The organism is Primorskyibacter flagellatus (assembly GCF_014638275.1).
GTDB lineage: Bacteria > Pseudomonadota > Alphaproteobacteria > Rhodobacterales > Rhodobacteraceae > Pseudooceanicola > Pseudooceanicola flagellatus_A.
This window is the reverse complement of the sequence record NZ_BMFJ01000001.1, coordinates 1845623-1864078: the sequence shown is the minus strand read 5'-3', so window position 1 is coordinate 1864078 and position 18456 is coordinate 1845623. Positions and strand designations below refer to the sequence as shown.

Below are 18456 nucleotides of genomic sequence, written 5' to 3'. Positions count from 1 at the left end.
TTGTTTCGGATGAGCCGAGGGTAGAGGAGCCGCGCGGGGGCGGCAAGGGGGCGCGGGTGTCCGCCCTTGGCGGACGCCTCCGGCAGGGGAATTTGCCAGACCAAAGAGGAGAGAGGCCGGGCTCAGACGGTTTCGAGATAGGTGAACCAGTGTTGATCGGCCGGGATCTCGGCCAGCCGAGCCAGTTCCTGACGCTTGGTCAGGATCAGGTTGCGCACCAGCATCTCGGGGAAGATGCGCCCGATCAGCGGATCGCTTTCGAACAGGTCGATGGCAGAGGCCCAGTCCTTGCGCATCTGCGGCAGATCCATGTCATAGGCATTGCCGGTGATCGGGGGCGGGGCGATCATCCGTTCCTCGATCCCCGCGTAGGCCGCGCCGAGGATGGCGGCGAGCGCAAGGTAGGGATTGATGTCGCCGCCTGCGACCCGGTGTTCGATCCGTCGCGCGGCCGGATGTCCACCGGGTATGCGCAGGGCAGCGGTGCGGTTTTCATACGCCCAGCAAGCCCCCGTGGGGGCATGGGCACCGGGGACGAAGCGGTTGTAGCTGGGTCCGTGCGGCGCGAAGATCAGGGTGGAGGCGGGCAGCGCCTCAAGGCAGCCGGCGACTGCGTGGTGCATCTGCGCCGTGCCCTCCGGCCCGCCGTTGTCGAAGACGTTCTTTCCCTCGCGGTCGGTGACGGAGAAGTGGACATGCATGCCCGTCCCGGCCTCGTCCGCCAGCGGCTTGGACATGAAGGTCCCCGCCATGCCGTGCTTGCGCGCCATGCCCTTGATGAGCGCCTTGAAAAGCCAGGCATCGTCGGCGGCGCGCATCGCCTCGCGGTGTTCGAGGTCGATCTCGAACTGGCCGAGCCCAGCCTCGGAGATCGTCGATTGCGCCGGGATATCCATGTCGTCGCAGGCTGCGTAGACATCGGACAGGAAATTGTCGAAGGCGTCGATCTGGCGCAGCGACAGGATCGCGTTGGCCTGGATCGGGCGGCCGGAATGCGGGTTCTCGGGCGGCTGGAGGTCATCGCCGGAATCATCGACGAGGTAGAACTCCATCTCGATCCCCGCATGCACCGTCCACCCGCGCGACGCATAACGGTCCAGCACTTCGCGCAGCGCATGGCGCGGGTCACCGGGGAAGGGGGCGCCGGTATCGTAATACATTTCCATCGGCACAAGTGCAGAGGGCGTGTCGAGCCAGGGCAGCGGCACCGGCCCCCGGTCTGTCGGCAGAAGCACCCCGTCCGCGTCGCCGCTGTCGAAGACCAGTGGAGAATTCTCGATATCCGCACCCCAGATATCGACGTTCATTACCGACAGCGGCATCCGGACAGATCCTTCGCGCAGCTTGTCGAAGGCGGATCGCGGCAGGCGCTTGCCCCTCATCTGCCCGTTCAGATCGACCGCCGCGACGCGGAAGGTCCGGATATTTCCAAGGCTCATTTATCTCACCAATTGCGGCCGGACCCGGAATCTGGGTCTTTTGTCCTGCGGCAGGTGCCGGTTGAGATACCGGTAGATGCGTCCGTAAACCAGTATGATCGCGAGGCTCAGCAGGATGAAATAGAAGGCGAGGATCGGGTAGGGGATGAAGGGGTTGAAGGTCTTGTCCGCGAAATAGCTCGCGTAATAGAGCGCATCGCCCGATTGCTGCCACGCCGGGAAGGAGGAGAAGTAGACCAGCGTGGTGGCGTGGAACAGGAAGATAGATTCATTGGTATAGGCCGGCCAGCCGAGCCGCAGCATCGTCGGGAAGGTGATCTTGCGGAACTTCTTCCAGCCCGAAAAGCCATAGGCATCCGCGGCCTCCAGATCGCCCTTCGGGACGGACCGCAGCGCGCCGTAGAAGATTTCCCCCGCATAGGCCGAGGTGTTGAGAAACAGTACGATCAGCGCCCCCGCCCAGGCCCGGGTCAGCCAGCGCGTGCCGGCGGTGATCTCCACGAAGCCCAGGTTCAGCTCGATCCCGTTCTTGGGCAGGAGCGTGAAGGCCTCGTAGAACAGGAAGAACTGGATAAAGAGCGGCGAGCCGCGGAACACGAAAGTAAACCACTCCGCCGGTTTGCGCACCGCCAGGGCAGTGGAGTTGCGCGCGAGCGCCACGGAGATCGACAGGAAGAAGCCGAGCGACAGGGCGAGGATGGCGAAATACACGTTCCAGATCAGCCCCGACCCGATCAGCGTGAACTGCTGGCAGAGCGTGAAGTCGGTCTTGGGCAGCAGCCTCTCTCCGATCCCGAGGGAGCGCAGGCCGTAATCCGCGATGGTCTGGAGGCAGCTCATCCCTTGGCCTCCTGCATCCCGCCAAGCGTCGCCTGTCCGCGCGACAGCCGCCGCGCCAGCCGGTCGAAGCCAAGCTGCGAGACCTTGGTCAGCGTCAGGTAGAACACCAGCAGGGCTAGGAAGTACCACAGCCGCCAGTCCGGGTGCGGGTAGTCGAAGGCCGAGGTCTTGCGCCCGCCCAGTTCGCGCGCCCAGTAGACCACATCGGTAATGCCGAGCAGGAACAGCAGCGGCGTCGCCTTGATGAGGATCATCCACAGGTTCGACAGGCCGGGCAGGGCATAGACCCACATCTGCGGGATCAGGATGCGCCGGGTGGCCTGCCGGCGGGTCATGCCATAGGCCTCTGCGGTTTCCATTTGCGCGCGCGGCACGGCGTTCATCGCGCCCGCCAGCACATAGGCCGCGAAGGCACCGAAGACGAAGGCGAAGGCCCCGATGCCAAGCGCGACGCCGTAGTATTCGTGCACCCATTGCGGCGCGCTCGACAGCGGCAGCTTGGCTTGTGCGCAGACGACGAAATCGTTGCCCTGCCGGACCGGCTGGTCCCAGTCCGGGCAGCGTGTCTTGTGACGCAGCCATTCCAGCCCCTGATCCAGCGCCAGCGGCATGAACAGGAAGAAGGCGATGTCCGGCACCCCGCGCACGATGGAGGTATAGCCGAGTCCGATCCACTTCACCGGCAGGATCCGCGATCGCGACGCCAGCGCGCCAAGAAACCCGACGCCAAGCGCGACCGGTGCCGTCACCAGCATCAGCGCGATGACGAAGAAGAAGCTCTGGTAAAACAGCAGGTGTTTGCCGGTGGTCAGGTAGCAGACCAGCCACCGGAAACCTTCGAGGCTCTTGGGATCGGCGCAGAAGTCGAACATCGGTCCTCGGCGGTCAGGCGGCAAGCGCGGGTTGCAGGGCGGCGGTAACGGCGGCCGGGTCTTCCAGCTGCGGCAGGTGGCCGAGACCGGGCAGGGGGTGAAGCGTCGTTCCGGCGGCACGGGCCAGCGCCTGCCCGCGCTCCAGCGGAATCCACGGATCGTCCTCCCCCCAGAGCACGGTCACGGGGCAGCGGATGCGGGAATAGAGCGGTTCGATCTCGGCGGTGAAGGCTTCGTCGGCAAGGGCGAACTGACGCCAGAACGCCTGCGGCCCGTCGCCCGACAGCCATGGCGCCGCAAGCCCGACCCGGTCCTCGTCGGTCAGGGGATGGGCCAGCGCGCCGCCGATATAGGCGTGCACCACGGCCGCGTGGATATGTGGCGGCAGTGCCGAAAAGGCATCTGGGTGTCGCGCCACGTGGTCGAAGAACTCCGACCCCCAGGGGCGCATGGCGACCACGTTCATCAGCACCAATCCGGCATAGTCGGCACCATGCAGCAGATGCGCCCTGAGCGTCGTCGCCCCGCCAAAGTCATGGGCGATCACCAATGGCGCACTGAGCCCCCAGTGTTCCAGCATCTCGGCACAGACCCGGCCCTGAAGACCGAGTGAAGGCGGCTGCGATGGCGTGAGGGTAGAGCGGCCGAAGCCCGGCATGTCGTACCAGTGCACGCGGAATCGGGTGGCGAGTGCGGGGATCACCCGGTGCCAGCTGTAGGACGACCAGGGCCAGCCATGCGCGAGCACGAGATCCGGCCCGTCGCCCGCATGACCTGCGGCGAGCGGTCCGACGGAGCTGTCCACTGTTTCGTCGAGCGACCACATAGGCAATGGGAACCGGGCGGACGCACCGCCCGGTCCGGCCGTCATGTCAGTAGGTCTGGGCGTCGTCGCCAAACCACTTGATGATCAGCGGGTTCAGCGTGCCGTCGTCCTTCATGGACTGGATGGCCGCATCAAACTTTTCCTTCAGCTCGGTGTCGGATTCGCGCAGGCCCATGCCGACGCCGCCGCCAAGCGGGATGTTGTCGCCGACGAAGACATATTCGCCGCCGGATTCCTCGACGAAGGGTTTGAGGTAGTCGAGATCGGCAAACACCGCGTCGGCCTCGCCGTTCTTGACTGCGGCGATGGTTTCGTCGGGGGTTGCGAACTCGACCAGCGTCGCGCCGGTTTCCGCGATATGGGCCGCCTGAATGGTTGCCGTCTGCGCCGCGATCACGCCGCCTTCCAGATCAACATCCTCCGACAGCGCCATGAAGGCAGAGTTCGACGGCGGGGTGTAGTTCTGGGTGAAGTCGATGACCTTGTCGCGTTCGTCGGTGATCGACATGCCGGCGATGATGACGTCGTAGTTGCCGGAGACGAGGTTCGGGATGATCGAATCCCAGTCGTTCGTCACCCATTCGCAGGTCAGTTCGGCGCGCTTGCACAACTCGTCGCCCAGCTCCCGCTCGAATCCGTCGACTTCACCCTTGTCGTTGATGAAGTTGAACGGGGCGTAGGCGCCCTCGGTCCCGAGGCGCACGGTCTTCATGTGGCTTTCCGCCACGCCCATCCCGGCGGAAAGCGCAAGCGCCGCGGTGGTCAGGATCAGTTTTTTCATAGGAGTCTCCCTTGTTGAACTTGGCCGGGTGTCCCGGTTCCGGTGCCTCACGCGGTCTGCGTCGCGCTGAGGAATTGCTTCAGCCGCTCTGATTTCGGAGCGCCGAACACGTCTGCAGGCGGCCCCATTTCCTCCACCAGTCCCTGGTGAAGGAAGACGACGGTGTCGGAAACGTCCGCCGCCAGCCGCATGTCATGGGTGACGAGGATCATCGTCCGCCCCTCGTTTGCAAGGTCCTTGATGACCTTGACGACCTCCTGCTCCAGCTCCGGGTCGAGCGCGGAGGTCGGTTCGTCGAACAGAAGCGCCTCGGGCTCCATGCAGAGCCCGCGCGCAATGGCCGCCCGCTGCTGCTGGCCGCCCGATAGCTGCGCGGGCCAGGCGTCGGCCTTGTCGCCGATCCCCACCTTGGCAAGGTAGGCCCGCGCCTTCTCCTCGACTTCGGCGCGGTCGCGGCCGAGCACGGTGAGCGGGGCTTCCATCACGTTCTGAAGTATCGTCATGTGGGACCAGAGGTTGAACTGCTGGAACACCATCGACAGGTTCGTGCGGATCCGCAGCACCTGTTTCGCATCTCCCGGACGCCGGTGCATCCCTGTTCCGCGCCAGTGCACCGCCTCGCCCTTGAAAAGGATGTCGCCCTGCTGGCTGTCCTCCAGCAGGTTGGCGCAGCGCAGGAGCGTGGATTTCCCCGATCCGGAAGACCCGATCATCGACACCACCTCGCCCCGGCGCGCGGTCAGGCTCACGCCCTTGAGCACCTCGAGGCTGCCATAGCTCTTGTGCAGGTCGCGGATCTCGATGACGGGCGGTTGCTGCAAACCCAGGCTTCTCCGGTGGTGAATGTCCGGAGTAGGGCGCAGATTTTGGGCGAATGCAACGGGTTCGGCAGGGGTGACGCAACGAAATGCCCGGAAAATGGGCATATGTCCCGCGCTGAAGTCGCCTCAGTCCGGCGTGGGCACGGACAGGTAAGCGGCCTCGTCCACAGTGGCGATCCCTCTGAGGCTGAGGATGTCGCGATCCTCCGCGCTCATCCCCGCCACCGCCTCGCGCAGGGCAAGGGCCACGGCCGCGGCGGTCTCCGGCGTATTTCGGGCAGAGGTGATGAAGGGCGTGGCCGGGGTCGGATCCGTCAGCCCGATGACCTTCAGCCCGGCGGCCCAGTCGTCCCACCTCCGGATCATCCGCCAGGTCTGCGCGTCGATCACGGAGATGTCGGCCCGCCCCTCCGCCAGCGCCAGCGCCGACAGCCGGTGCCCGCCCGAGGCGAAGGAGGGCCCGAAGGATGTGCCGAGCCGCGCCGCATGGTTCAGCGCCGCCGCCCATCCCGACTGCGACCGCCCTTCATTGTAGACCAGCCGCTTTCCCGGCCAGTCCTCGGGCGCGATGTCCATGTCATCGCCGCGCACCACCACGTAGGAGGCATAGTAGCCCGGCGGACAGCTCTCCAGCCCGTAGTCCGGACTGCCGACAATGGTGACGGTGCCCTTCAGCCGCGACCGGTAGGGCAGGCCGCAGGTCTGCGAGAGGAGGAGGTCGGGCGCTTCCCAGTGATCCCAGAGCTCTCCTTCGCGGGTGAGCGCATCAGGCGCGTCAACCCCGGCATCGCGCAGCCGCTCGCGTACCCCGGCCCAGAGCCTGTCGTTGGCCGCAGCCGTCTCGGGCCGGTCGTACATCGGCAGGCTGGCAATCACCGGCTGACTCTCAGCCGCGCGGCGTTGCTGTCCTGATCCGTCACGCCAAGCAGAGAGGCCGCGAGCCGCAGCAGCGCGTCCTCTTCCGGATCGCGCGTACCGTCGGCCATCACCACGGTCCACATCGCCTCGATCACGCCGAGCCGGTCCTCGTAGGCCACCGCATCCTTGATCGCGCGGGTAAAACGGACAGTGTCCGGCGCCTCGCCCTCCAGTTGCTCAGCCTCCGCCACCAGCGCCGAGGCCTCGCCGGTATTCATCGCGTAACGACCGGAACAGATGCGCATGATCGTGTCACGCTCTGCCCGGTCGTAGGAACCGTCGCTGCGCGCGATACGGACCAGAAGCGCGGTCAGGGCCAGCCGCGCATCGGCATCCGCCAGCGGTTCGGGAGCGGGGCGGACCAGCCGCGTTAGGAATTCGGAAAACATTTGCTCGATATAGTCACCTTTGATCGTCGCGCCAATCACGACATCGCGCTGCCGCGGTGCCGATTGCACGACAACGGGCAATAAAATTCGCAAAGTTAGGATTGCAGAAATAATGGGCATTCTTTTGGATAGGCGGCTCGCCTATTGGTTGCGCTGTCAAAGTTTCGCCTCAATTCGATGTATCTTCAATATTGCGGCCGGAAGCGTCGTGAGCAGACAAGAACAAGAACCCAAAGGGGAAAGGCGGGGCTCATGCTTGCCATAGTACACAAAGACTGGATCGCGATGGCGCCGGAGCGCCAGATCACGTTACTGAAGAAACTGAAGCCGGAAATGCTGTGCAGCTTTGTCCGGCGCATTGATCCCGCGAATATCGACATTTCCGTCGTGCGCTGGATCGCAGCCCGCCAGGAACTCGACCTCGGCACCGCCCTGACCCTGTTCTTCGCCTTCCAGCCCGGACGCTGGAACCTGCTGCCTCGGGACAGCTTCCCCGAAGACATCCGCGCCCGGTGCGCCGTCATCGACGTCCTCTGCCAGCGGATCAACTGCGGCTTCTACCTGCCGATCGCCACGCGCCGGATGGACGATCCCACGGTTGTGACGGACTGGCTGAAGAAGCAGCGCGACGACGCCGGAATCGGCCGCCGCGGTCGCTGGGTCTTTGACGCGGCCATCCTTGCCCCGATGACCGCGGCCAAGAAGGATCGCCCGACAGGCGGCCGCATCGGCGCTCGCCCCGGTTTCATCCAGGGCCTCTTCACGCCGCTCTACGTCTCCAACCGCTCCTGAAGCGGGTCAGTACTTCGACGGCACGTACAATTCGGGCGGCAGCACATGCCGCTCGTAATTGCTGTTGTAGACCCGGTCGGGCAGGGCGATCTCCTCGCTCGGCACGTCGGTATACGGAAACAGCGTGAGCAGATGGTCGATGCAGTTGAGCCGCGCGCGCTTCTTGTCATTGCCCGGCACGATATACCACGGCGCCTCCGGAATATTGGTCCGGGCGAACATGTCTTCCTTGGCGGCGGTGTAGTTTTCCCACTTGATCCGGCTCTGCAGGTCCATCGGCGACAGCTTCCACTGCTTCAGCGGATCGTGAATCCGGATCAGGAAGCGCATCTGTTGTTCCTCGTCGGTGATGGAGAACCAGTATTTCACCACCCGGATGCCTGAACGCACCAGCATCCGTTCGAACTCCGGAACGTCCTGGAAGAACTGTTCCACCTGATCCTCGTCGGCAAAGCCCATCACCCGTTCCACTCCGGCGCGGTTGTACCAGGACCGGTCGAAGAGGACGATCTCCCCTCCCGCCGGCAGATGTGGCACGTAGCGCTGGAAATACCACTGCGTCTTTTCCCGGTCCGACGGCGCGGGCAGGGCGACCGTCCGCACGACCCGGGGGTTGAGCCGCTGCGTGATCCGCTTGATGACACCGCCCTTGCCGGCAGAGTCGCGTCCCTCGAAGATCACGACGACCTTTTCCTTGCTGTGCACCACCCAGTCCTGCAGCTTGATCAGTTCGGACTGCAGCCGTAGCAGGGTCCGGAAATAATCCGCCCGCGGGATCGAGGCGCCGTGGGCCTTGCGATAGATCTCGCGGATCTTCATCGACAGGACCGCGTCTTCCATCTCAAGCTCGTGCTCTTCGTCCAGCGAATCCTCGAGCTCGGCCATCAACCAGTCTTCTGCATCCTTGAAATCGTCGGGCGACATGGGAAACTCCTGCGAAAGAAGGGGGTCGGGCGGATCTTTTGAGCCGGCGCTCGGGGCGGTTTAACCACGCCACTGTAACGGTTTTGTAAGGGCCGGGCGAGGCTGACACCCGCCGCCCGCGCCCTATGTCGTACAACGCAAACCGGAGCCCGCACATGCGCCAGACCCTCGCCGCCCTGCTGATCCTCGTCGCCCCGGCCCCTGTCGCCGCGCAAAGCTGCTTTGACCCGGCCCAGTGCGCCCGCGACGCGATCATGATGTCCCGCTCCGCCTCGCGCGAGATCTCGCTCCTCGCTTCGGAACTCCGCAGCCTGCGCGCCGAACGCAACGCCCAGGCCGCAGATCTGGCCGCCCTGCGCGAAACCGTGGCCGGGCTGGTGGCGGTCCAGAAGGAACAGGCCGAACGGATCGAGGCGCTGGAAAAGGAAAACGCCGAGCTCAAAGAACCCGACGGACCGGATGAAAACCCCTAACCGGGGAAGGGGCCCAGAACCCGCTCGCAAAGCGCGGAATCCTGATATTCCTTGGCCTCCACAATCATGCCTCCGGCGATCCGGTACATCAGACAGTAGCTGTTGCGGTAGGGCGTGCCGTCCGCGGCTGTCATGTCGCCCCGCGCTTCCACGACCACCCAGTCGTCGTCGGCCAGGAACCGCTCCGCGATGGTGCGGCCCGTGCCAGTGGTGACGGACCGGACGTGCCCGTAAAGGTCCCGCAGAATCGACTCCCTGCCGTGGAACTGTCGCGACCAGGAATAGGACCCGGTCACAGTCATCACCGCATCCTCTGCCAGATGCTGAACGTACAGCGATCCGTCCCCCTCTGCCAGCCGCGCAAAGATCCGCTGCATCAGGGCCTTGTTTTCTGCCGCACTCATACCCGTACCCTCTTGAACACGCGGCTTCATCTTGCCGGAAATACTCCCGCGCAGAGCACCTACGACCCGGCCCGCCAACCTGACTCACCTGCAACGGACCTGCCGATCAGGGGGCCTTGTAGAACATCTGAAACAGCGTCGGCTGATCCGGCAAACCGGTCACTGTCAGACCGCTGGCATTCTGAAAGGCCGACAGCGCATCCGACACCGCCGCGTCGTCACCGCGCTGCGCGACATGCAGAAAATCCTTGTCCACAAGCTTGTCGAGCATCATCTGGTAGACCGACTTGTAGATGACGGCCAAGCCTCTGTCCGTCCGGAAAGCGGTGGCATCGGACAGCTTGGTCAGGCGCTGGTCCTTCAGCCGCAGGTTCAGCTGGTGAAACGCATCCATGAACCGCGTGTCTTCGGGTAGCTGGGCGCAGACCGACTGCATGAGGCCAAGCGCGCTCTGCGTGTTCTGCCAGGGCAGGATGTCGAAGGTGTCGGGCTGGAACTGGTTCAGCGCCGTTACGTAGCCGTCGATCCATCCGGCATAGAGCTGCAGATCCGTCGGCGCGTTGTTCGCGGCGTTCAGATAGGCTTTGCAGCTTTGCAGGCCTGCACCCTTGATGGCGAAGGAGCCATCCGAATCCGCCGCCGTCACAGGTGCGGCCAGGAACCAGCAAAAGAAGAGCGCCGCTGTCGCGGCGCCCTTTTTTGAACCTGTGTCGGCACGTCCTGCTGTCATGCCGCGAGCCGGGCGTGCGTCCCGCGCCGCCGCAATGCACGCAGCGACACCAGAAGCCCCCCGAGGTACAGCACCATGCCGGCTGGCAGCGGAACCGCCGGGGTATAGTCCTCGATGACCGGGGTGATCGACAGCGTGGCGATGTTGGTGAACGTGATCCCGAGCGGGAAGGCGTCCGAGGCGAACGGGTTCACCATCAGCTCCGGGTCGATCCCCGACAGCGTGAATGAACTGATTCCGTAGGACGACACATCCAGTGTCGCCCCCGCGGCCAGCGCGAAGGTGTATTCGTTCAGCAGCGCGTCAATGAAGGTGACCTCGTACCCGCTGAGATCGGCGATGGTGGCAAGCGACGGGGCCTGAATCGTCAGGAACGTACCCGCGTCGATCGAATATTCGTAGCCGACGGAAACCGGCGGATCGACCCAGACCGTGCTGCCGGTCGGGACCAGCGCGATTTCGAACGCACCTGTGACAGGGTCGGGAGGGTTCACGGGCAGAAGCGGCGAGAATTCCGTCAACCCGTCCGAGGCCGGCCCGCCGGTGTCGCCCGGAGTTCCCACGGCGCCGAAGCTTGACAGGTACACAGTCGTGTCCAGCGCGTCGTCGGAGGTATCGCCGAGGATCATGGTGAAGGTGTTCTCCACCCCCGGATTGATCGGAACATCGAAGCGCATCACCGGGCTGCCGTTCGGCGCAAGGATACCGTCGAGTTCGGTTCCAGCGAAGTTGCCGGACATGTCGGGATGGTCGATGTTTATGGCGAAGCCGCCGGCATGCGCGACGTTGACGCCGTTCACGTACAGACCGAAGGCATCGACATACTGGCTGCCCACGAATTCCGGGAATTCTTCGGAGCCGAAGGTTGCGAAGAAGCTGACCGAACTGATGTTCGCCGAGGTCTGGAACGTGATGTCCAGTTGCACGACGTCAAAGTGGTCGTATGCAGCCCCCGAAATCGGTTTGAGCAGCGTTTCCTGATCCGGTGTCGCCGGCGTTCCGAAGTCGGGCAGGATCGCGTTGCTGGTCAGGAAGGCCACGTCCGGCGGGCCCTCGCCTCCATCATCTCCGCCGTCTCCGTCACCGAACCCGTTTGTGAACCCGGTCGAGGTGTTGGGACCGTCCGCATAGTCCTGCACGCGCCCGGTCGACAGCACGATGCCGTTGTTGGGCAGGCCGTAGGTCCCGCTGGCGTTGGTGAAGGTCCCCGACTGATCCGCCGTCCCGGACAGGCTTGCGCCGGTAAGATTCAGTCCGGGCAGGTTCAGGAACAGGGTCTGTGCCAGGCCAAAGGCATCAGTGGACGGGCTTACGCCAAGTGCGAAGGCGCTTGAGCCGCTTAGCAGCAGGGTGGTCAGTCCAATAGTGCTTAAGACACGTTTCATGAATTCCCCCTTAAACGCATTAAAAATTGATTAATGGCGTCCAAAAAACGTGTTCACGTGACGTCAGTCAACCCTGATAGCGATAACGGGCGGATGCAAGCTCTGTCAGACCAGTCGCGACACCTCTTTCGCCGCGCGCACAAAATCCTTGAACAAGGGGTGCGGCACGAAGGGTTTTGACTTCAGCTCCGGGTGGAACTGCACGCCGATGAACCACGGATGGTCGCGGACCTCCACGATCTCCGGCAGGCGCCCGTCCGGCGACATGCCCGAGAACCAGAGGCCGCAGGCTTCCAGCTTGTCTCGGTACTTCACGTCGACCTCGTAACGATGCCGGTGTCGTTCCTCGATCGTGGTCGCGCCATAGACCTCGGCCACCTTCGACCCTTCGGCGAGTGACGCAGTGTAGGCGCCAAGACGCATCGTGCCGCCCTTGTCGTCGTCGACCTTGCGCTTCACTGCATGATTGCCCTGCACCCATTCCTTGAGATGGTAGACGACGGGCTCGAACCGCTTTTCGCCCTTCTCGTGGTCGAACTCCTCCGAGCCGGCCTTGTCGAGCCCGGCGAGGTTGCGCGCGGCCTCGATCACCGCCATCTGCATCCCCAGACATATCCCCAGGTAGGGGATTTTCCGTTCCCGCGCGAACTGCGCCGCCTTGATCTTGCCCTCCGTCCCGCGCTCTCCAAAGCCGCCGGGCACCAGAATGGCGTGATACCCCTCGAGGAACGGCGCGGCGTCGGCCTTGTCGAAAACCTCTGCGTCGACCCATTCCACGTTGACCCGGATCCGGTTGGCCATGCCGCCGTGGATCAGCGCCTCCTTGATCGACTTGTAGGCGTCCTCAAGCTGCGTGTACTTGCCCACCACCGCGATGTTCACCGACCCGTCGGTGTTGTGGATGCGGTCGTAGACGTCCTGCCAGACCGACAGGTCCGGGCGCGGGGCAGGGGCGATCTGGAACGCGTCCAGCACGGCCTGGTCCAGCCCCTCGCGATGATAGGCCAGCGGCGCCTCGTAGATCGACTTGAGGTCATAGGCGGCGATCACCGCATCGGGGCGCACGTTGCAGAACAGCGCCAGCTTCTCGCGTTCCTTCTCAGGGATCGGCTGTTCGGAGCGGCAGACGAGGATGTCCGGCTGCAGTCCGATCGACCGCAGTTCCTTGACCGAGTGTTGCGTTGGCTTGGTTTTCAGCTCTCCGGACGCGGCCAACCAGGGCAGCAGGGTCAGGTGCATGAAGATGCACTGGCCGCGCGGCTTGTCCTGCGCGAACTGACGGATCGCCTCGAAGAAGGGCAGGCCTTCGATGTCGCCGACCGTGCCGCCGATCTCGCACAGCATGAAGTCGACCTCGTCGTCGCCGATATTGATGAAGTCCTTGATTTCGTTGGTGACGTGCGGAATCACCTGGATCGTTTTGCCCAGGTAGTCGCCCCGCCGCTCCTTCTCCAGCACGTTGGAATAGACCCGGCCGGAGGAGATAGAATCCGACTGCCGCGCTGCCACCCCGGTGAAGCGTTCATAGTGGCCGAGATCGAGGTCCGTTTCCGCCCCGTCGTCGGTCACGAAGACCTCGCCATGTTCAAACGGGCTCATCGTGCCGGGGTCGACGTTCAGGTAGGGGTCCAGCTTGCGCAGCCGGACCGAGTAGCCCCGTGCCTGCAGCAACGCGCCAAGCGCGGCCGAGGCCAGCCCCTTGCCAAGGGACGAGACAACGCCGCCGGTAATGAAGATGTAGCGCGCCATTCGTTGGGCTCCCGTGGTGTTTTGGGGTCCCTAGCAGCTTTGTTCGGGACCCGGAATAGCTGGAATCGACGGTCTGAGCTGACCATCGCCACGGGATTTAACGTATAGGAGATTCGGTCCCCGCTGGCAACTGGGATACGCAACATCCGGGGCCGAAATTCATACTGTTCGCAAGCTGTAGTAGCTGCGACCCCATGTCGTGCGGGCAAAAATTCCGTGGCGTCAGGCCGTCCGGCCTCAGTCCGCCTTGGGTGCCAGATCGCCGTCCGCGGTCGGCGACGGCGGCAGCAGCGAACCGCCACCCGGCAGGGCGGGGGCATCGCTTTCGGACGGAGCGGGGACGCTGGCGGGCGCCAGGCGGTCCAGCACGGAGGCCCCGGCGGATTTTTCTGCCGCGATCACGGTCAGCGCGATCGAGGTCACGATGAAGGCCGCCGCGAGTATCCAGGTCACCTTGCCAAGCGCCGTTGCCGCCGCGCGGCCGGACATCGCCCCGCCACCGCCGCCCATGCCAAGCCCGCCGCCTTCCGAGCGCTGGAGCAGCACCACGGCGATCAGCGACAGCGCCAGCAGCAGGTGGATGATGAGGACGACGTTTTCCATGACTTCGGGCCTTCGGGTCGACAGGTCAGCAGGGCTCCGGACCCGCGCCCGGAACGTGTTTCGCGGCTAGATAGGCCTTTCGGTCCCGCGCCGCAAGGCTTTTGCCCCGAACCGACGCGCGGGCTAGTCCTCCACGTCATCCACATCCGCCTGGCCCGACAGCCGCCGGCGCACGATCGACCAGCCCAGCCCGATCCCCAGCACCAGCGACAGCGCAACGATGGCAAGCCAGGTGTTGATGCCCGGATCGCTCAGCCGGATCCAGCCGAGGTCGGTCAGCACCCAGATCAGCGCCGCGAAGATGGAGATGACCATGATCATCCCGAAGGCCCCGATCGACCGCAACGTTGCGCGCAGGTAGATCACGTAACCGAGGAACAGCAGCAGCCCCGCCAGCACCATCAGCGGCAGTTGGTCCGGGTACGTCCCGGCCACCCACGCGGCATAGTTCCACCGGGTCGGATTGTAGGTCAGCGCGATCAGCACGAAGGCGATCAGCCAGCGGAGGAGGAAACCCATGTGATGCTCCGGTCGGTTGCGGGGGGAACCTTAGCCCGCTCCGCCCCCTCCCTGTCCAGTGCGCTCTGCCGCCGCAGCGGGACATGGAGGAGGAGATTCCGGTTTCGGTCCTGCCGGGCTTTGGCTAAAAGGGCGCGGTTTGGACAAGAGCCGGAGGGAAGCACATGGCCAATGTCGTTGTCGTCGGAGCCCAGTGGGGCGACGAGGGGAAGGGAAAGATCGTCGACTGGCTCTCCGAGCGCGCCGATGTCATCGCCCGCTTCCAGGGCGGCCATAACGCCGGTCACACGCTGGTCATTGACGGCAAGGTCTACAAGCTGAATGCGCTGCCCTCGGGCGTGGTGCGCGGCGGTAAGCTGTCGGTCATCGGCAACGGCGTGGTCCTGGACCCATGGCATCTGGTCAGGGAAATCGCCGCGATCCGCGATCAGGGCGTGGAGATCACGCCCGAGACACTGATGATCGCCGAGAACACGCCGCTGATCCTGCCGATCCATGGAGAACTGGACCGCGCGCGGGAAGAAGCCGCCTCGGCCGGGACCAAGATCGGCACGACGGGGCGCGGCATCGGCCCGGCTTACGAGGACAAGGTCGGCCGCCGGTCCGTCCGCGTCGCCGACCTCGCGGACGCGACCACGCTCGCCAGCCGCGTCGACCGCGCGCTCCAGCACCACAACCCGCTGCGCCGGGGCCTCGGGATCGCTGAGGTCGACCGCGACGCCCTCATCGCCCAACTCAACGAGATTGCACAGCAGATCCTGCCCTATGCCGCCCCGGTCTGGAAGGTGCTGAACGAGCAGCGCAAATCCGGCAAGCGTATCCTCTTCGAAGGGGCGCAGGGCGCACTGCTGGACATCGACTTCGGCACCTATCCCTTCGTCACCTCCTCCAACGTCATTGCCGGTCAGGCAGCGACGGGGGTGGGTATCGGGCCCGGTTCCATCGACTACGTGCTGGGCATCGTGAAGGCCTATACCACCCGCGTCGGCGAAGGCCCCTTTCCGACCGAACTGACCGATGCCGATGGCCAGCGCCTCGGCGAACGGGGCCGCGAATTCGGCACCGTGACAGGCCGCAAGCGCCGCTGCGGCTGGTTCGACGCAGCCCTTCTGCGCCAGACCTGCGCGACCTCCGGCATGAACGGCATCGCGCTGACCAAGCTCGACGTGCTCGACGGGTTCGAGACGCTCAAGGTCTGCGTCGCCTACGACCTGGACGGAGAACGTCTCGACTATCTCCCGACCGCCGCCGAACAGCAGCGCCGCTGCGTGCCGGTCTACGAGGAACTGCCGGGCTGGTCGGAATCCACCGAAGGCGCGCGGAGCTGGGCCGACCTGCCTGCCAACGCGATCAAGTATGTCCGCCGGGTGGAGGAACTGATCGAGTGCCCCGTCGCGCTGCTTTCCACCTCGCCGGAGCGGGAGGATACGATCCTCGTCACCGACCCCTTCGCGGACTGATCGGAAGGAAAAGGGGCGCTGCCCCTCCTGAGCCCCTCCGGGGCTCAGTTCACCCCGGGATATTTCCGGCAAGATGAAGGAACGACGGACATGGCCCTCAGCTACAAGGCGCGCCGCCGCTGGTCTCTGGTGATCCTGGTGATCGGCCTGCCGGTCTATATCGTCGCGGCGGTGCTGGTGGTCGGCCTGTTCGATCGCCCGCCGATACTTGTGGAGCTTCTGGTCTACATCGTGCTTGGACTGCTCTGGGCGCTGCCGTTCAAGGCAGTGTTCAAGGGCGTCGGCAAAGAGGACCCGGAGGCCGAGGACCGCTCCGGCTGACTATCGGTTTGCCTTTCCCAGTCTGCGGCGTCTAGATGCGGAAAGATATTCCGGAAACGTTTCATATGCGCCCCGCCGCGTCCCCGCCGCATCTTCTGACCCTGATCCTGCTGACCGCCAATTCGGTGCTGACGCTGAACATGTTCGTGCCGTCGCTGGCGCATATGGCCGAGGATTTCGGGGTCGATTATGCGGTGATGAGCCTCGCCGTCGGGGGGTATCTGCTGATGACGGCAGTCACGCAGCTCCTGATGGGGCCGCTTGCGGATCGCTACGGGCGGAGGCCGGTGATCCTGTCGGGTCTGGCGATATTCACCGTCGCCTCCGTGATCTGTGCGCTGACCCAGGACATCGTGATCTTCCTCGCCGCGCGCATGATGCAGAGCGCCTCTGCCACCGGAATGGCCCTGTCCCGCGCGATCATCCGCGACCAGTTCGACGACCGGGAGGCCGCGACCAAGATGGCCACCGTCGCGATGATCATGGCCATTGCCCCGATGCTGGGGCCCAGTTTCGGCGGGCTGATGGATGCGTTTCTGGGCTGGCGCGCCAGCTTCGGCTTCTACGCTTTTTCCGGCGTGGCTCTCTTCGTGCTGACCTACCTGGACCTGGGCGAAACGCATCTGAAGCGCTCTGCCACCTTCGGGGCTCAGTTCCGCGAATATCCCGAACTGTTCCGGTCGCGCCGCTTCTGGGGCTACGCGCTCTGCGCCGCCTTCTCGGTGTCGACCTTCCACATCTTCGTCTCCGGCGCGCCGCTTGTCGCCGCCGCCGCCTTCGGGATGAGTCCGGCGGAACTGGGCGTCTACATGGGCACCATCACGCTTGGCTTCATCATCGGCTCAGCGATATCGAGCCGAGTGTCCCGCCGCTTCCAGCTCAGCACGATGATGATCGCAGGGCGGCTGCTGGCCGCGCTTGGCCTCGGGATCGCGGCGCTGTTCATCCTGGCTGGTCAGCTTTCCGTCCCGCTGTTCTTCGGGGCCATGGTCCTGTCCGGGATGGGCAACGGGATGACCACGCCGAATGCCTCCGTCGGTGTGATGTCGATCCGGCCGCATATCGCCGGCAGCGCCTCCGGCCTCTCGGCTGCGCTGATCGTGCTGGTCGGGGCCTTTACGACGACGATCACCGGCGCGGTCGTCACGGAAACCAACGGCGCCTTTGCCCTGCCGTTCCTGATGTGCCTGGCCAGCCTGATCGGCCTTGGCTGCGCCCTGCTCGTGCGCATCATCGACCGGCGCGAGGCGCGCGGCACCTGACCCGCTAGGCGAAGACTGCGTCTTCCCCGTCGCCCTGCCGTCTGAGCACGCCGTCCGTCCGGACCGCCTGCACCACATGCCCCTCAACGGGCGTACCGCCGTCGGTGCGAAGCACGGCCTGCGTGATCCGCGCCGAGAAACCGGCGCGATCCAGCAGGTCCTCCAGGTAGGGCAGGGCATGGGCATAGCGACGGCTGTCGCGCAGGATCCAGGCCTCCGGTCCCTCGTGGGCCTCGACCGTAAAGGCAAAGCCACCGCCGGCCCGCAAGGCGCGCGACACCCAGGCGACCACGCCCTCCAGCGCGCCGAGATAGGCAAAGACATCCGCCGCGGTGACAAGGTCCCACGCCGCCATGGCCGGCGGCAGGGCCGAGAGGTCCTGCTTCTCCAGCCGGTCATACAGCCCCTTCTCCCCCGCCAGCCGCAGCATTTCCGAAGAGATGTCCCAGCCCTCAAGCGCCTCCGATATGCCGCGCAGCTGCGCCCCCATGAGCCCGGTACCGCAGCCGAGGTCCAGCACACGCGCGTAAGACCCCGTCAGACCGGCGCGCAAGAGCTGAGGCGCGCGGTAGTCCAGCCGGTCCACCAGCGCCGCGTCGAAATCGGGCGCATACTGGTCGAACAGCGCCTCCACGAAGGCGGCAGGCATCGTGTCCGCCAGCGACCGATCGCGCAGCATGTCGATCCGCAGGGAGGCGCCGAGCCGGTCCGCAGGGTCTGCCGCAAGCGCCGCCGCAAAGGCCTCTGCCGCGCCGTCCAGCCCGGCTTCGGCGCGCAGGTCGCCAAGCCGGAACCAGCCCGCCGCCCAGCTCGGAACGAGTTCAAGGGTCTGCGCGTACAGATCGCAGGCCGCGCCCGGATCGGACTCGGCCAGGGCTTCGGCATAGGCGGCGCGGCGGTCGGCGATCAGGTCGCCGGAGGTCAGCTGGAGGGGGATCACGGAAGCAC

At 65.0% G+C, this 18456-nt stretch carries 21 protein-coding genes; 5 read left to right on the top strand and 16 right to left on the bottom strand.

Annotated elements, in window-relative coordinates; translation table 11 throughout:
* Window positions 1–122 precede the first annotated feature (122 nt).
* The 8 genes from IEV87_RS09240 to IEV87_RS09205 all read right to left on the bottom strand — a co-directional run bounded on the left by IEV87_RS09240 (window position 123) and on the right by IEV87_RS09205 (window position 6886).
* Entirely contained in the window at window positions 123–1439 is a 1317-nt protein-coding gene (locus IEV87_RS09240; protein ID WP_188477351.1) for a glutamine synthetase family protein, read from the bottom strand.
* Window positions 1440–2279 carry an ABC transporter permease gene (locus IEV87_RS09235; protein ID WP_188477350.1) on the bottom strand — a complete coding sequence of 280 codons (840 nt, stop codon included), beginning with the start codon at window positions 2277–2279 and terminating at the stop codon, window positions 1440–1442. It abuts the gene before it with no gap.
* Entirely contained in the window at window positions 2276–3151 is an 876-nt protein-coding gene (locus IEV87_RS09230; protein ID WP_188477349.1) for an ABC transporter permease, read from the bottom strand. Before IEV87_RS09230 ends, IEV87_RS09235 begins: the two co-directional genes overlap by 4 nt.
* 13 nt (window positions 3152–3164) lie before the next feature.
* Window positions 3165–4022, bottom strand: a complete 858-nt coding sequence (locus tag IEV87_RS09225) for an alpha/beta fold hydrolase (protein ID WP_229737504.1) — start codon at window positions 4020–4022, stop codon at window positions 3165–3167.
* Between the two features lies 1 nt (window position 4023).
* On the bottom strand, window positions 4024–4758 hold the full coding sequence (locus tag IEV87_RS09220) for a transporter substrate-binding domain-containing protein (protein ID WP_188477348.1): 735 nt from the start codon (window positions 4756–4758) through the stop codon (window positions 4024–4026).
* Between the two features lie 47 nt (window positions 4759–4805).
* Window positions 4806–5546 carry an ABC transporter ATP-binding protein gene (locus IEV87_RS09215; RefSeq protein WP_373284051.1) on the bottom strand — a complete coding sequence of 247 codons (741 nt, stop codon included), beginning with the start codon at window positions 5544–5546 and terminating at the stop codon, window positions 4806–4808.
* A 159-nt stretch (window positions 5547–5705) separates the two neighbouring features.
* On the bottom strand, window positions 5706–6455 hold the full coding sequence (locus tag IEV87_RS09210; protein ID WP_188477347.1) for a phosphate/phosphite/phosphonate ABC transporter substrate-binding protein: 750 nt from the start codon (window positions 6453–6455) through the stop codon (window positions 5706–5708).
* On the bottom strand, window positions 6452–6886 hold the full coding sequence (locus IEV87_RS09205; RefSeq protein WP_188477346.1) for a tellurite resistance TerB family protein: 435 nt from the start codon (window positions 6884–6886) through the stop codon (window positions 6452–6454). The genes IEV87_RS09210 and IEV87_RS09205 overlap by 4 nt, the downstream gene beginning before the upstream one ends.
* Window positions 6887–7138: 252 nt before the next feature.
* On the opposite strand from IEV87_RS09205, the gene IEV87_RS09200 reads away from it, so the two are divergent.
* The gene (locus tag IEV87_RS09200) at window positions 7139–7678 is read left to right on the top strand and encodes a hypothetical protein (RefSeq protein WP_188477345.1); all 540 of its coding nucleotides are present in this window, start codon (window positions 7139–7141) and stop codon (window positions 7676–7678) included.
* 6 nt (window positions 7679–7684) lie between these two features.
* Here the strand turns inward: IEV87_RS09200 and ppk2 are convergent, their stop codons facing one another.
* A complete protein-coding gene (gene ppk2, locus IEV87_RS09195; protein WP_188477344.1) occupies window positions 7685–8602 on the bottom strand; it encodes a polyphosphate kinase 2 in 918 nt (305 codons plus the stop codon).
* A gap of 155 nt (window positions 8603–8757) precedes the next feature.
* On the opposite strand from ppk2, the gene IEV87_RS09190 reads away from it, so the two are divergent.
* On the top strand, window positions 8758–9075 hold the full coding sequence (locus IEV87_RS09190) for a hypothetical protein (protein WP_188477343.1): 318 nt from the start codon (window positions 8758–8760) through the stop codon (window positions 9073–9075).
* On the opposite strand, the gene IEV87_RS09185 is transcribed toward IEV87_RS09190, so the two are convergent.
* From IEV87_RS09185 to IEV87_RS09160, 6 genes are all read right to left on the bottom strand, one after another.
* Window positions 9072–9479, bottom strand: coding sequence for a nuclear transport factor 2 family protein (locus IEV87_RS09185; protein ID WP_188477342.1), 408 nt, complete (start codon window positions 9477–9479; stop codon window positions 9072–9074). The two genes, IEV87_RS09190 and IEV87_RS09185, sit on opposite strands and share 4 nt — an antisense overlap.
* Window positions 9480–9585: 106 nt before the next feature.
* Window positions 9586–10209, bottom strand: a complete 624-nt coding sequence (locus IEV87_RS09180) for a hypothetical protein (RefSeq protein ID WP_188477341.1) — start codon at window positions 10207–10209, stop codon at window positions 9586–9588.
* The gene (locus IEV87_RS09175) at window positions 10206–11594 is read right to left on the bottom strand and encodes a choice-of-anchor L domain-containing protein (RefSeq protein WP_188477340.1); all 1389 of its coding nucleotides are present in this window, start codon (window positions 11592–11594) and stop codon (window positions 10206–10208) included. Before IEV87_RS09175 ends, IEV87_RS09180 begins: the two co-directional genes overlap by 4 nt.
* 105 nt (window positions 11595–11699) lie before the next feature.
* The gene (locus IEV87_RS09170; protein WP_188477339.1) at window positions 11700–13343 is read right to left on the bottom strand and encodes a CTP synthase; all 1644 of its coding nucleotides are present in this window, start codon (window positions 13341–13343) and stop codon (window positions 11700–11702) included.
* Between the two features lie 237 nt (window positions 13344–13580).
* On the bottom strand, window positions 13581–13946 hold the full coding sequence (gene secG / locus IEV87_RS09165) for a preprotein translocase subunit SecG (protein WP_188477338.1): 366 nt from the start codon (window positions 13944–13946) through the stop codon (window positions 13581–13583).
* 123 nt (window positions 13947–14069) lie between these two features.
* Window positions 14070–14465 carry a DUF6524 family protein gene (locus IEV87_RS09160; RefSeq protein ID WP_188477337.1) on the bottom strand — a complete coding sequence of 132 codons (396 nt, stop codon included), beginning with the start codon at window positions 14463–14465 and terminating at the stop codon, window positions 14070–14072.
* Between the two features lie 164 nt (window positions 14466–14629).
* Here IEV87_RS09160 and IEV87_RS09155 point away from each other — a divergent pair, with 164 nt between their 5' ends.
* From IEV87_RS09155 to IEV87_RS09145, 3 genes are all read left to right on the top strand, one after another.
* Window positions 14630–15925, top strand: a complete 1296-nt coding sequence (locus IEV87_RS09155; RefSeq protein ID WP_188477336.1) for an adenylosuccinate synthase — start codon at window positions 14630–14632, stop codon at window positions 15923–15925.
* Window positions 15926–16015: 90 nt separating this feature from the next.
* Entirely contained in the window at window positions 16016–16246 is a 231-nt protein-coding gene (locus IEV87_RS09150; RefSeq protein WP_188477335.1) for a DUF2842 domain-containing protein, read from the top strand.
* Between the two features lie 65 nt (window positions 16247–16311).
* Complete coding sequence (locus IEV87_RS09145) at window positions 16312–17508, top strand: multidrug effflux MFS transporter (protein WP_188477334.1); 1197 nt, start codon at window positions 16312–16314, stop codon at window positions 17506–17508.
* Between the two features lie 4 nt (window positions 17509–17512).
* Here the strand turns inward: IEV87_RS09145 and IEV87_RS09140 are convergent, their stop codons facing one another.
* Entirely contained in the window at window positions 17513–18448 is a 936-nt protein-coding gene (locus tag IEV87_RS09140) for a class I SAM-dependent DNA methyltransferase (protein ID WP_229737503.1), read from the bottom strand.
* Window positions 18449–18456 lie beyond the last annotated feature (8 nt).